Source organism: Rhodococcus sp. MurmanLake-1 (genome assembly GCF_056945715.1).
Genome location: NZ_JBWZNF010000005.1, coordinates 206,997 through 220,384, shown reverse-complemented (window position 1 = coordinate 220,384; position 13,388 = coordinate 206,997). Strand labels below are relative to the sequence as shown.

At 62.4% G+C, this 13,388-nt stretch carries 10 protein-coding genes; 3 read left to right on the top strand and 7 right to left on the bottom strand.

Going from position 1 to position 13,388, the window contains the following annotated elements; all coding sequences use genetic code 11:
• Positions 1–8 precede the first annotated feature (8 nt).
• The gene (locus tag AC2ETI_RS16275) at positions 9–1,265 is read left to right on the top strand and encodes an MFS transporter (protein ID WP_020906634.1); all 1,257 of its coding nucleotides are present in this window, start codon (positions 9–11) and stop codon (positions 1,263–1,265) included.
• Between the two features lie 50 nt (positions 1,266–1,315).
• Here AC2ETI_RS16275 and pyrE read toward each other — a convergent pair whose 3' ends face one another.
• The 6 genes from pyrE to AC2ETI_RS16245 all read right to left on the bottom strand — a co-directional run bounded on the left by pyrE (position 1,316) and on the right by AC2ETI_RS16245 (position 9,960).
• A complete protein-coding gene (gene pyrE, locus AC2ETI_RS16270; RefSeq protein WP_019749433.1) occupies positions 1,316–1,849 on the bottom strand; it encodes an orotate phosphoribosyltransferase in 534 nt (177 codons plus the stop codon).
• Positions 1,850–1,899: 50 nt separating this feature from the next.
• The gene (locus tag AC2ETI_RS16265) at positions 1,900–2,700 is read right to left on the bottom strand and encodes an SDR family NAD(P)-dependent oxidoreductase (protein WP_029254745.1); all 801 of its coding nucleotides are present in this window, start codon (positions 2,698–2,700) and stop codon (positions 1,900–1,902) included.
• 46 nt (positions 2,701–2,746) lie between these two features.
• Complete coding sequence (locus AC2ETI_RS16260; protein WP_020968800.1) at positions 2,747–3,634, bottom strand: type III secretion system chaperone family protein; 888 nt, start codon at positions 3,632–3,634, stop codon at positions 2,747–2,749.
• 86 nt (positions 3,635–3,720) lie between these two features.
• Positions 3,721–4,692 (bottom strand): hypothetical protein, encoded by a 972-nt coding sequence (locus AC2ETI_RS16255; RefSeq protein WP_029254744.1) that lies wholly within the window; start codon positions 4,690–4,692, stop codon positions 3,721–3,723.
• Between the two features lie 158 nt (positions 4,693–4,850).
• A complete protein-coding gene (clpB, locus tag AC2ETI_RS16250) occupies positions 4,851–7,403 on the bottom strand; it encodes an ATP-dependent chaperone ClpB (protein ID WP_020906630.1) in 2,553 nt (850 codons plus the stop codon).
• A 718-nt stretch (positions 7,404–8,121) separates the two neighbouring features.
• Complete coding sequence (locus AC2ETI_RS16245) at positions 8,122–9,960, bottom strand: DUF262 domain-containing protein (RefSeq protein ID WP_134998291.1); 1,839 nt, start codon at positions 9,958–9,960, stop codon at positions 8,122–8,124.
• A gap of 249 nt (positions 9,961–10,209) precedes the next feature.
• On the opposite strand from AC2ETI_RS16245, the gene AC2ETI_RS16240 reads away from it, so the two are divergent.
• Both AC2ETI_RS16240 and AC2ETI_RS16235 read left to right on the top strand, forming a co-directional pair.
• Positions 10,210–11,406 carry an FAD-binding oxidoreductase gene (locus AC2ETI_RS16240; protein ID WP_046379818.1) on the top strand — a complete coding sequence of 399 codons (1,197 nt, stop codon included), beginning with the start codon at positions 10,210–10,212 and terminating at the stop codon, positions 11,404–11,406.
• Between the two features lie 16 nt (positions 11,407–11,422).
• A complete protein-coding gene (locus tag AC2ETI_RS16235) occupies positions 11,423–12,169 on the top strand; it encodes an FAD-binding oxidoreductase (protein ID WP_003944435.1) in 747 nt (248 codons plus the stop codon).
• 3 nt (positions 12,170–12,172) lie between these two features.
• On the opposite strand, the gene AC2ETI_RS16230 is transcribed toward AC2ETI_RS16235, so the two are convergent.
• Positions 12,173–13,333 (bottom strand): globin domain-containing protein, encoded by a 1,161-nt coding sequence (locus AC2ETI_RS16230; RefSeq protein ID WP_047888744.1) that lies wholly within the window; start codon positions 13,331–13,333, stop codon positions 12,173–12,175.
• Between the last annotated feature and the right edge of the window lie 55 nt (positions 13,334–13,388).

Sequence of the window (13,388 nt, the reverse complement as noted above, 5' to 3'; positions counted from 1 at the left end):
AAAAGGAGGTGGCCGTGAGCAACACGACCGCGACATCAACGCACCAGAACGAGGCTCCGCCGAGCCTCCTGAAACAACCGAAAGCGGTGTGGGCGGTAGCCTTTGCCAGCGTCATCGCCTTCATGGGCATCGGATTGGTCGATCCGATCCTCAAGCCGATCGGCGAACAACTCGACGCCACACCGTCGCAGGTTTCGCTCCTGTTCACCAGCTACATGCTCGTCACCGGCGTGGCCATGCTCATCACCGGTGTGGTGTCCAGCCGCATCGGCGCCAAGAAAACACTTCTTGTAGGCCTTGCCATCATCATCGTGTTCGCCTCTCTGGCAGGCGCTTCCAGCACCATCGGCCAGATCGTCGGATTCCGTGCCGGCTGGGGACTGGGCAATGCACTCTTCATCGCAACGGCACTGGCGGCCATCGTCGGCGCGGCCAGCGGCGGCGTCGCACGGGCAATCATCCTCTACGAGGCTGCACTGGGCATCGGTATCGCGGTCGGACCGCTGGTCGGCGGCGTTCTCGGTGACATCAGCTGGCGCGCACCGTTCTTCGGCGTCGCAGCCCTGATGGCGGTTGCTTTCATTCTCATCGTCGTGATGCTTCCGAGCGCACCCAAGCCCGAACACCACACGTCCATCGCTGCACCGTTCCAGGCGCTGCGACACCGCGGGCTACTCACCGTTGCCATCACCGCGCTGCTCTACAACTACGGATTCTTCACGCTGCTCGCGTACACACCGTTCCCCCTCGACATGGGGGCGTACCCGATCGGATTCATCTTCTTCGGATGGGGCCTGATGCTGGCGATCTCGTCGGTCTTCCTCGCCCCTCGACTGCAACGACGCTTCGGCACACTACCGATGATGATGCTGGCGCTGACACTGTTCGCACTCGACCTCGGCATGATGGCGCTCTTCACCGAGAACAAGATCGTCTTGATCGTGGGTGTCGTCCTCGCCGGGTTGTTCCTCGGCGTGAACAACACACTCATCACCGAAACCGTCATGATCTCGGCTCCCGTGGAACGGTCGACCGCCTCGGCTGCTTACAGCTTCGTTCGATTCGTCGGCGGCGCCGCAGCTCCGTGGGTAGCCGGCAAGCTCGGTGAGTCCAACGTCCACATGCCGTTCTGGGTCGGCGCGGTGCTCACCCTCGCCGCCGTGTTCGTCCTGTCGAGCGGACGCAAGGTCCTCGCACACGTCGACGACCACGATCCCGCGCCGCACAGCGTCGACGAAGCACTCGCCGTCACCGTAGGCGACTGACCCTGTGAGTGGTTGAGGAGTGCAGGGACCCCTTAACCACTCACGGGGCGTCAGCTCAGGTTCAGATCTTCCAGGCCCAGCAGCGATCGGTACTCGACGCCCTCGGCGCCGATAATCGCGTCCGCACCCGTCGCGCGATCGACGACGGTAGCGACTCCGACCACTGTGGCCCCTGCCTCGCGCAGAGCCTTCACTGCTGTCAACGGAGAATTGCCCGTCGTGGTCGTGTCCTCGACAACCAGGACACGCTTGCCCACGATGTCCGGGCCCTCGATCTGACGCTGCATCCCATGAGCCTTCGCAGCCTTGCGAACGACAAACGCGTCGATCGGGCGTCCGGGAGCGTGCATCACCGCCATCGCAACCGGATCGGCGCCCATCGTCAAACCTCCGACGGCGTCGAAATCCCAGTCCGCGACCAGTTCACGCAGCAGCGAGCCGATCAGCGGCGCCGCCTTGTGGTGAAGTGTCGCGCGGCGAAGGTCGACGTAGTAGTCGGCTTCCTTGCCCGAGGACAACGTCACCTTTCCGTGTACAACAGCCAATTCGCGCACCAGCGCAGCCAAATCCTCACGATCGCTCATGAGTGCTCAGCCTACCGACCACTGGCTTATGTTCGGCTTCTGCCTCTGGGCTACGTGCGCCCGCGGCCTCGTCCGACGATGTTGGTCAACCGGCGAACCAGCCCCTTGGGAACCAGACGCCCAGCCGTCGTGAGGACCTTGTACTGAATTCCCGGAATGCTGATGACCTTGTCGTCACCGAGATCCTTCATCGACGCCGCAACCACCTGGTCGACGCTCAACCACATCGGCTTGGGGATCGTGGACATCTCGATGCCCGCACGCTCGTGGAACTCGGTGCGGATGAAGCCCGGGCACAGCGCCTGAACGCGCACTCCCGTCCCGGCCAACCCGCCGGAAAGCCCTTCGGTGAACGAGATGACATAGGCCTTGCTTGCCGAATACGTCGAACCCCGTCCGGACAGCAGGCCCGCGACGCTCGCCACATTGACAATCGTTCCGTGCGCCGACGCGATCATGCTGGGCAGCGCCGCGCGGGTCAGCCGCATCACGGCGGTGACGTTGACGTCGAGTTGAGATTGAAGAAGCGCCGGATCTGCAGTCCAGAACTCGCCGGAGGTACCGAATCCGGCGTTGTTCACCAACACCTCGACGCCCTTCTCCAGACGAAGCGCGACGGTGTCGCGTCCAGCCTCCGATGCGAGATCGGCAACCAGAATCTCCGACTCGGTGCCGAACATCGTCTTCAACTCGGACGCGAGGTCGTGCAATCTGACCTCGTCACGTGCGACGAGAACCAGGTCGTATCCGAGGGAGGCGTATTTCTTGGCGAAACCGGCGCCGAGACCAGAGGTAGGTCCGGTCACCAGGGCAACGGGACGCACAGGGCGATCCGAGTGGGAAGTCGACATACCGGCCACGCTAGTGGTTATCGCGGCTGGACGGGAACCTTAAAGGTCAGTCGACCGGGCGAATTGTGCCCGAGCGCTGCGACGCCGGACGCTGAGCCGGCTTGTCAGCCGCCTCGGGCTTGCGCAGCGATTGATCCGGACGTGGCGCAGATTCCCGCGGTGCAGGCTCACGCGGTGCGGACTCACGCGGGGCAAATTCACGCGGCGGAGCTTCACGGGGCGGCTGCTCTTGACGCGAACGGGGCTGTTCTACCGGATCCGGAGTTGGGCGAGACTTCTCGGCGCCCGGCCGCGGGCGGCTCGGATCGTGATCGACCTCGAGTTCGTTGGGATCGGTGACGGGAGGCAGGACATGCAGAATGCCGGACAGGCGCGCAACCGACTCGATTGCAGCGTCCCAATCCCGGCCGTTACTGGTCACCGGAAGCGAACCGAGTGTCCACTGCCCTTCGCTCCACAGCATGCTGATCGACGGCGGAACCGATTCGGTGAACGCCACCATGCGCTGATCACAGACACGACGTGCGATCTCGAGATCGGTCGCGAAGACGACTCGTGAACCGATCGCACCCAGCAGGTTCAGGTCGCCGTCCTTGGGCGGAGCCGTCGATTTCAACCGAAGATCGATGTCGACGTCCGACCCGATCTCGCGGCGAACGGCGACGATGGTTGCGGTCTCTTCCAGGTCGAACAGCACGAACTGCTCTCCGCGACGACGGCCTCGGACGACGTCGGTGGCAGTCAGGTAGTCCTGCTTCGCCATGACCGCGCGATGCCATTCGCCCGCCAGCTGATCGTCAGTGGCCGTGTACGTGTATCCCTGCGCCTTGGCCCAGATCTGACGCACTCGCCCGGATTGATCTCGCCTCGTCCTGTCGACGTACAGGAGCGCACCCGCGCCTGCGAGTGCAATTGCTGCCAGTCCGAACCACATTCCAGTCATCACCCTCCAGGGTAGCGACTCGCGGCCTCAACCTCCCGCGACACCCTGGTGGACTCGCCTGATGTGTCGTGAACGACTCAGTTGCCGAACTTCGGCAACGACGTACTCAGAATCGTGTTGGCGGTCATCGTGCCGTTCTCCACCGGAGTTCCGTCGACGACGATGTTGTCTCCCGGTTGCAGATCGGCAATCGTGGCGCGGTTGAGCGCGATGAGGGTGGTGTCGGCTGTGGTCAGAACCGTCACCTGCGATCCACCGATCGAATCGATGACCAACGTGCCGCCGTCGTTCGACTTGACGGTGCCGACGGCTCCCCCGGCGTCGCCGATGACTTCGCCGAGCCCGCCCGGGAGCTGGCTGAGCGGGGAATCCGTCGTCGGAGTCGGCGCCGTGGTGCTCGCCTTCGGCGGTGTGGTGGTCGGCGCCTGCGTCGTGGTGGTCGGCGGAACGAAAGCGGTCTGGGTTCCCTTGTCGTTCGAACCGAACGCCGAGAACGCGACGATCGCGATCACGGCGACCAGGATCCCGACCACACCGGCAGCCACCCACGTCGCGAGCTTGCGCTTCTTACCGCCGCCCGACGACCCGTCTTCGATGAACGGCTGTTCCGGCGGAACTCCCCCGCCACCACCGGCAACCGGATACTGCTGTGTGTTTCCGTACTGCTGTGTATTCCCGTACTGATCCGGGTTCCCGTACTGCTGGGCCGTGTACGGCGGATATGCCTGCGTCGCACCCGGCGGCGGGGCCTGCGGATCGAACTGCGGGTTGTAGGCGGGGAAGGCCTGCGTGGGATTCGGCTGCTGCCCCTGCTGCCCCAAGTACTCCGTGTTCTGATCCGGGCCACCGTAGGGATACTGCTGTGCCCCCGGGAACTGCCCCGCCCCCGGCTGCTGACCGAAGTACTCCGTCGGCTGGTTCGGATTCTGGCCGGACACCGTCCCGTACTGCTCTGTCGGCTGGTCGGGTGTACGCCCCCAGACCTCGGTGGCCTCGGGATCCTCACGGCGCGGCCCACCCGAGTTACGCGGATCGTTCTGATCGGTCATGCCTGGCTCACCTTCGGTTGGGACGAAAGAGCGTCGAAGTCGTTCGGAGAGGCGCGGGTGCAGACATCCCCGGTTCGAGCATCCAGCCATCCAGGGTAGAACAAAATGCGAATGCCCCGCCGATCCAAGTGGATCGACGGGGCATTCCGCTTACCGAATCAGGAGAGAACCAACTGATCCGCGTCCTCGCTGACACCGACGTGCACGGTGTCGCCGTCCTGGACCTTGCCGGCCAGGAGCAGCTTGGCGAGCTGGTCGCCGATCGACTGCTGAACGAGTCGACGCAATGGCCGAGCGCCGTACAGCGGGTCGTAGCCGCGCACCGCGAGCCACATCCGAGCCGCACCGTTCACCTCGAGGGTGAGACGACGCGCAGCCAGACGCTTCTGCAGCTGCTCGAGCTGAATGTCCACGATGTGCTCCAACTGCTCTTCGGAGAGCGAGTCGAAGACGACCACGTCGTCGAGACGGTTGATGAACTCCGGCTTGAACGCGTGGCGTACCGCGTCCATGACCTGCTCCCGCGTGCCACCGGATCCCAGGTTGGAGGTCAGGATCAGGATGGTGTTGCGGAAGTCCACCGTGCGGCCTTGACCGTCGGTGAGTCGGCCTTCGTCGAGCACGGCGAGCAGGACGTCGAACACGTCGGGGTGTGCCTTCTCGACCTCGTCGAAGAGGACCACCGAGTACGGGCGTCGCCGAACTGCTTCGGTGAGCTGGCCACCGGCTTCGTAGCCGACGTAGCCCGGAGGGGCACCGACGAGTCGGGCCACCGAGTGCTTCTCACCGTATTCGCTCATGTCGATACGGATCATCGCGCGCTCGTCGTCGAAGAGGAAGTCCGCCAAGGCTTTGGCGAGCTCCGTCTTGCCGACGCCGGTCGGGCCGAGGAACAGGAAGGAACCGGTGGGCCGATTGGGGTCGGCGACACCTGCTCGGGCACGGCGAACCGCATCCGAGACGGCGACGACGGCGTCGGTCTGGCCGACGACGCGCTTGCCGAGTTCGGACTCCATGCGGAGCAGTTTCTCGGTCTCGCCTTCCATCATCCGGCCGGCCGGAATGCCGGTCCAGGCTGCGACCACGTCTGCGACGTCGTCCGGCCCGACCTCTTCCTTGAGCATCACGTCACCGTCGGAGGCGGCTCCGGAAGCGACTGCTGCCTCTTCCAGTTCCTTCTCCAGCGCCGGGATGCGGCCGTAGCGCAACTCGGCTGCCTTGCCCAGATCGCCGTCACGCTCAGCGCGCTCGGACTCTCCTCGCAGGGTTTCGAGCTGTTCCTTCAGCACGCGCACCGAGTCGATGGCCTGCTTTTCGTTCTGCCAGCGGGTGCTGAGCTGATTGAGCTTTTCGCGGTCGTCGGCGAGTTCCTGACGCAGCTTCTCGAGCCGAGCCTTGGACGCGTCGTCTGTCTCCTTCTCGAGTGCCACTTCTTCGATTTCGAGTCGGCGAACAGTGCGTTCCACCTCGTCGATCTCGACGGGTCGCGAGTCGATCTCCATACGAAGTCGCGATGCGGCTTCGTCCACGAGGTCGATGGCCTTGTCCGGCAGGAACCGCGAGGTGATGTACCGGTCCGACAGCGCGGCAGCAGCCACCAACGCGGAGTCGGTGATGCGTACGCCGTGGTGAACCTCGTAGCGCTCCTTGAGACCGCGCAGGATGCCGATGGTGTCCTCGACCGAGGGCTCACCGACGAGCACCTGCTGGAAACGACGCTCGAGTGCTGCGTCCTTCTCGATGTACTTGCGGTACTCCTCGAGCGTGGTGGCACCGACCAGTCGCAGCTCACCGCGGGCGAGCATCGGCTTGATCATGTTGCCTGCGTCCATCGCGGATTCACCGGTGGCTCCGGCGCCGACGATGGTGTGCAACTCGTCGATGAAGGTGATGACCTGTCCGGCACTGTTCTTGATGTCGTCGAGAACTGCCTTGAGGCGTTCCTCGAATTCACCGCGGAACTTGGCACCGGCGACCATGGACCCGAGGTCCAGGGACACGACGGTCTTGCCTCGAAGCGATTCCGGGACGTCACCCGCGACGATGCGTTGGGCAAGGCCCTCCACGATCGCGGTCTTGCCGACGCCGGGCTCACCGATGAGTACCGGGTTGTTCTTGGTACGACGCGAGAGCACCTGCACGACACGGCGAATCTCGGTGTCGCGACCGATCACCGGGTCGAGCTTGCCGCTACGTGCAGCTTCGGTGAGGTCGGTGGAGTACTTTTCCAGCGCTTGGTAGGTGCCTTCGGGCTCCGGACTGGTGACGCGAGCGCTGCCGCGGACGGTGGTGAAGGCTTCACGCAATGCGTCCTGGGTAGCGCCATGACGTACGAGCAACTGCGCGACGTCGGAGTCGCCGCCGGCCAGTCCGTAGAGGACGTGCTCGGTGGAGACGTACTCGTCGTCCATCTCGGTGGCGAGGTGCTGAGCAGCAGTGAGTGCCGCGAGTGCCTCACGCCCGAGTTGCGGGGTGGAGCTTGCGCCGGTTGTCTTGGGCAGGCGATCGACGATTGCCTGTGCTTCACGGTGTACGACCGTGGGGTCGACGCCTACAGCTTTGAGTAGTGGGGCAGCGATGCCGTCGGTCTGGTCGAGCAATGCGACCAGCAGATGGGCAGGCCGGATATCGGGATTACCCGCCGACGACGCCGACTGCAGTGCAGCCGTCATCGCAGCCTGGGTCTTGGTTGTTGGTGTGAACGAGTCCACTTGTCACCTTTCTGGCGAAGTCGAACGGGAAGAGCCGCGACCGGTTGGTATTGCGACTGTGTCAATATGCTCAACGCGGACAAACTTGAGTCTATTCCGCTCAAGTTTGTTTTCGCCAGGCCGAGTTGGTTTCGTAGGTCACATTTTCGGTCTTAGTAGGCAGGACCCCGCAATCGAAACGGAAGTCCAGAATCGTGAATAATGTCGATCACAACTTGAAGACGTGTGAGATCCCGATCGAGTATTCGAGTCGCGGACTCTGAATATTTCAACTCAGTTCGGCAGCCGACCGGACCGGTATCACGCGTGTGTACGACCATGCACTGTTTCAGACAGGGGCCGGTTGACCGACGGAACTAATCCGACCGAACGAGCAGCCGACCTTACGTGCCCGCACCAGACGTCCAGGCTGTTAGACATAACTGACGGTTACGACATAGCTGAGTTTCACCTCAGCGCGGCAGCCCACCTCGAGCAAGGTGAGGTCCACCAGCAACGGGTCGGAGACGACGCTGATCCCCTCGACTTCAGCGACCAGATCAACGGCTATGCGGCCGTGAATACACCGCGCCAGCAGCCAACCAGAGGACAGCAAACAACACGAAGTAGGTCTATTCCAACCGAATATGCTTCGGCTAATGGTCTTTTCACAGATGAAAGAGGCCTGCATTCACATCGGGTGGTTCGCCAGGGCAACTCGTGTCATCGCCCACCCAGATCACTCGGCTTCTTCTGGGAGTTCTTCAATCTCCGCCAATTGGAACTGAGCCGAGTCCTCTCCGGCATCGTGACCGACGTCCCGAGGCACCGCCTTTCCCATGGCTTTCTCCACCATGTCGCACAGGCGCGATCGCCGCTCGACGAAGTAGGCGTCGAAGTCATTGGAGCGAAGATGGGCTGCGGGCACAAGGTGAGCCTCCACCAGTTCGTCGAGCTTCGCCGAACCGATCTGCGCCTTCTTCTCGATCTGAGCCAGGTAGGCGGAGGGCGCCGCTCCCCCGATCGTGCGATTGGTGACAGCCGAGATAGCGGTCTTATTTACCACGCTCTCGCGATGTTCGTCGTCGATCTTGTTGTCGTTGCACCACTTCTTCGGAAAAATATGATGAATGTCAACAGCGAGGCTGACGTACTGCACCTTGTCCAAGGCCTTGTCTTCCATCCAGTCTCGGGCTTCGTTACCAAGCAAGAGCGCATAAATGCCCTTGTATGCCGCAGCTTGGCGCGTGCGAAGTGAATGGAGTCGAGACTCGACAAATGTCGCGTCGTTCACGCTGTTCGGCGTTGCGGCGCTGTCCAGTCCGCGCGCCCAGGCCGGTACCTGTTCGAGGTCGCGGACGAACCGGGTCTCGATAGCCCCGCCGTAGAGTTCGCCGAGGATTCCACACCAGAACCACCGGACAAGCTTCTCGCGAGGGCCGAACAAGTCAGCGTCGCTGCCCATGACAACCCGAATCGCCGCAAGTGGAACGAGTTGCTTCGGGTAGGGAAGAAAACGGGTGTCGAAGATGTGGCGGTCGGCGAGAAAGTCCGATGCCCAAATGAACGCCTCACGTAGCGGCCCTACCCATTCCAGGTACTCATCCAACGTCAGCTTCAGCACGTCCTCGCGCTTGGCAGAGATTGCCGGAGGCCGTGTACTGGTGTCGGCAAGGTTCCGTTTCCGTGTTGCAAGTAGCGTGACGGCTTGAAGGAAGTCCGTGTTCTCCAAACCCGCGAGGACCGGATATGGCACGAACTTGGCCTTCGACTCCTTCCAATCGTCGTTCAGACGAAAGTCAGTCCCATGCTCGGCAAAGTACGCAGCGTCACCGGCAAACGTAGCGGTCAGCAGTTCGAAGACATTCAGGGGCAGACCACCCACATTGACCTTCTCGAAAACTGTCGCTACGGCCGATTTGCTGGTATCCCTTCCGAGCTCGATCGCAGGAATGTTGTAGGAACCAGCTGGTTTCAAGATATCTGCGTTGAACCTTTTCGCAAGTTCACGGTCATCAAGACCAAACAGCCACGACATTGCGTCTCCAAACAGGAGACGCACCGGAAACAGGCCGCCGGCCTGCTCTTTCTCAGGTGTGGAAACGTCGCGAACGATGTCTTTGCCGAAATTGGTCCGTTCGATGCCATCGCCAGGGACCGACAAGACCGCTTCATCGATGCGATCCTCGCCCTGCACGGCCAACTGCATGTCAATGTAATAGCGACGATTCATTAGCTTGCCGCGGCTGTCCATTGTGCGCACCACCCCATCCCCCGTAAGGGCCTGAGTGAGTGACGTCAATCGTTGTTGCCCATCGAGCAAAAGTAGATCAGCGGTGGTGCCGTCCGAAACGGACGTACCTTCGATCGGGCGCGGCTTGAAACGAATCTGATCGTTGCCGGTATTCAGCAGCATCACCACGCCAAGCGGGTGTCCACGCAAGATCGTCACGAGCAACTGACGGATCCGCTCGTCCTCCCACTTGTAGCCACGCTGGAAATCTGGGAGCTGAATCTTTCCGCTCGTGGTCCACTTCAGGTATTCGCTCAGCTCATACAGCGGTGTCTGAAATCCCATCGGCAAGTCTCCAACTCAGGCTAGGCGGCTATGTCATCGTCCCAGGGAGCGGGAGACAACCACCGAGAAGTTCAGGGAGGAGTATGTCATGACGCCTCCATTTGCTCGCCGATTCTTCGTCGACCAACGCTGCCTGCACGGCTGGTCGGTCAGAAACAGCAGCGTCGGATGCTCACCGAACACACTCGAAAAATAATGACTCAGGTCACATTTTCAGCCGTACTAGAATTGTGGCGAGAGTTGCAGCTGGTGCGAAAGGGGGATGGATTGGATCCGACAGTGATCGCCCGTCTGCAATCCAGCCTCGATTCTCTGACCGACGACGAAGAGAGCCGTGCGCACTTCTCGGCAGTGTTCTACACCGGCCTCTTTGCGGAACATCCTCTGTACCGCTCATTGTTCCCGGCCGGGATGGAATCGCAGGGGCACCGTTTCTTCAGAGCGATCGAGTTCGTCGTCAAGAACCTTCCCCAGCATCGTCGGATCCGGAAGTTCCTCACCCAACTCGGCCGCGATCATCGCCGCTACGGCGTCGAGCGTGAGCACTACGAGGCTGCCGGTGTTGCACTCGAGCGCGCGGTTCGGTCGATGTACGGAACCAGCGCGCACAGTCGCTACAAGTGGACGCCGGAACTGGAGGACGCCTGGTCTCAGTTCACCGACCTCGTCGTGAGCACGATGGCCGACGGCGCCGAGTCCGATACGACCCCGGCACTCTGGGGCGCAACCGTGGTCAGCCACGAACGAGTCCTCGACGATCTGGCGATAGTGCGCCTCGAAGCCGACCCACCCATTCCGTACGGGGCGGGACAGTACGTCGGCGTTCAGATTCCCCAGCGCCCGAAAATGTGGCGGTACTACTCACCGGCGATTCCGACCAACCCTTTCGGTCAGCTCGAGTTCCACATCCGCAAGGTGTCGGGAGGATGGGTCAGCCCCGCGATCGTCAGCGAGACCAACGTCGGTGACCGCTGGGTCATGTCCACTCCCCTCGGCGGTCTCGAGGTCGATTTCACCAGCGACCGTGACGTTCTCATGATCGGATCCGGCACCGGCATCGCCCCACTGCGGGCACAGGTGATGGAAATGTCCCAACGCGCGCACAATCCGCGCGTGCACCTGTTCGTCGGCGGCCGGTATCCGTGCGACCTCTACGACCTCGAAACGCTCTGGCACATCTCGCTCAGTAATCCGTGGTTGACCGTCGTACCGGTTTCCGAAGAACCCGAAAACCCTTGGTGGCACAACGGACCGGTGCTGGAGCCACCCTTCGGAATGCACAGCCGACTGATCGGACCGATCGGAAAAGTGGTCTCGCAGTTCGGCTCGTGGGCCGACCGTCAGGTGCAGATCTCGGGGTCACCGTCGATGATCAAGACCACCGTCTACGCCTTGCGTGCCGGCGGAACTCCGCTCGACCAGATCCGGCACGACCCGCTCTACTGACTACAGGAGAACTTTCATGGCCCAGCGAACCTGGTCGAGCACAGTCGTCGAACATCACCGCCTCCGTGAGGATCTGGCGGTTGTCCGCTTGGTCGGCGATGTCGTCCCCTTCCGCCCCGGCCAGTACGTCGATGTCAGCGTCCCGCAGAATTCGCGGTTGCTCCGTCGACTCTCCCCCGCACTGCCTCCCTCACACGACGGGAAGTTGGAGTTTCACGTCAAGACGGTTCCCGGCGGTTGGGTCAGCGGTTCGATAGTCAAGGACACCCAGCCTGGTGACGTCTGGCAGATCCTCGACCCGCGCGGCAACCTGTCCGTCGACGAGAACGGCCCCACCGTCATCATGGTCGCGGGCGGAACCGGCTTGGCCCCACTCCGGTCGATCATTCTCGATCTGGCTCAGACCCCGAACCCGCCGCAGGTGTACCTCTTCTTCGGTGGCCGAACGCTTCGCGATCTTTACGCAGCGGACATGTTGTGGCTGCTCGCCGACCAGTTTCCGTGGTTGCAGCCCATTCCCGTCGTCGAAGATCTCTCCGACGGCGGCCCGCCCGACGGGTGGTTCGACCGTTTGAACGTCGACATCGGATTCGGCGACGACCATCTCATCGAAGGCACGCTCGCCGACGTCGTCGCGTCGTACGGTGCGTTCACCGAACATCAGGTCTTGGTGTGCGGATCAGCGGCCATGGTTCGATCGACGCGTGATCGATTGATCGAGGCCGGAACGCCGGCCGAGGTCATTCAGTTCGATCCGTACTGACGGTCAGTACGTCGGATCATTGCGAACGGTGTCGACGTCGATGCCCACCGCGCGAAGCCTGAATTTGGTGCTGTTGACCATGGATTCACTGCCGACGACCTGGATGTCGTAGCCCGCCCAGTCCCCGAACGAGGTCACGACCTTACCGACCTTGCCGACGATGCGCCTTGCCATGCCGATCGGCGGCAGCGGTTCCGGTTCGGTGTGCCACCACGGATTCTCGTCTTCTTCCGAGACCGGGATGATCGTGAGCCACGGGTGCTTCTCGGCCAGCTTCCACAGATGCGGAAGGTCGTAGAGATCGCACGGATGCTGTCCGGAGTAGAACAGTTGGACCTTGCGAGTGTTGCCGCGTCGGATCAGTTCGAGGATCTGAGCGCGAAGAGGCGCGACACCTGTTCCCGACGCGATCATCAAAAGGTCCTTGGAGTTCTCCGGAATCCCCAGGGCGCCGATGGGCGAACCGACCACCCAGGTGTCACCGACAGCGGTTTGGTTCACCATGACCGGGCTGACCCACCCGCCGGTGACCTGACGAACGTGGAACTCGAGGACTCCAGTCCCGTCGTACGGCGTGGCCGGTGAGAGGTAGCGCCACATCCGCGGCCTCGCGGCGACCTGCACGCTGACGTACTGACCGGCGCGGTATTGCATAGTCTGGTCGAGTTGCAGCTTGACGACGGCGACGCCCTTGATGACCGGGCGGCATTCGATGACGGTGGCACTCCAGGCGGGCGGGCCGTCCTCCGCGTTGGCGGCGTCCATCATCGCTGCCGAGATGATCGCGAGCGCGTTGCGCCATGCGCTGTCGACCTCGTCTGTCCACATTTCGGCGCCACCGAAAGTCTCGAGTGCTTCGATCAGGGCATTGCCGACTGCCGTGTAATGCTCGTCGGTGACGCCGTACTTGCGGTGATCGCGGCCGAGCTGCGCGAGGTACTCGAGTATCGCGTCGGACTCGTCGAGGCGTTCGACGACGTGAGCGATAGCGCCGACAAGCCGGTCCCGCTGCACATCCATCGCTGCCGGAAAGAACTCCCGGGTTTCGGGCGATCGAGCGAACAGGATCGAATAGAAGGTACGGGCGAGCCGTTCCGGACCATCTTCTACCGCAGCGACGGATTTGAAGCTCGACCGGACCAGAGAGATTGCTTGCGAATCCACGCTCATCCTCGTCCCGACTAGACGCGGCAAGACCCGCCGCGGAATTTCGTCTGCA